Consider the following 685-nt stretch of genomic DNA (forward strand, 5'->3'; position numbering starts at 1 on the left):
CCGCAGCGCGGCCACGGTCTGAATGAGCACGCTTGGGGAGGCCTCACGGTCTCCAATGAGGTGAAGCTGGTAATCTCGGACCTGCTCGGATCCGAGCAACTCGGGGGACTTGCCGAAGTAACCGGCGAAGCCGGCGACCTGGCGGACGTAGCACTCCTGGGTCGACGGTGCGAGATTACGGATCCGCATGTCGTCGATCATCCGCTTACGTAGAGGGGTCATGGGGGCTCCTTTCTGGGGTCGATGTGATCGGTGAGATCACATCGTCGCCCCGAACAGGGCCACGCTGTTCGCAGTTCCCCTGAACTTCTCGCCCGGATGACGCACCGAGGGATCCGGGACTAACTTCTCCGGGCGGAGGCGTAAAGCGCGAAGCGCAGATCTGCGAGCGCGCGAAGCGTGCCAGCCTCTGGGCGAACGTGCTCCGGCCTCCAGCTTCACCTCACCGGGTCATACTCATCAAAGGCGATCGGAGACCTGGACTCCTCAAGTCAGCACGAAACCCACAGCCAGGTCCTACCGCGGAGCGGTTTAGTTCAACACTATTTATGCCCAGCTGGGCATAAGTAATGATTGGACGCTGCGATCGCCGCGTGAATCCGGACCGGGTACTTCTCCTGGGCTCGTGCCAGGACGCCCACCATGACGCGGGAGAAGTAGGAAGTGGCGGGCAGGAGATAGAAGC

At 61.9% G+C, this 685-nt stretch carries 1 protein-coding gene; it reads right to left on the bottom strand.

Annotated elements, in window-relative coordinates; translation table 11 throughout:
* The coding region (locus GY725_16345; protein MCP4005761.1) for an integrase at positions 1–222 on the bottom strand (222 nt) is incomplete at its 3' end.
* Between the last annotated feature and the right edge of the window lie 463 nt (positions 223–685).

This window comes from bacterium (assembly GCA_024226335.1).
Taxonomy (GTDB): Bacteria; Myxococcota_A; UBA9160; order SZUA-336; family SZUA-336; genus JAAELY01.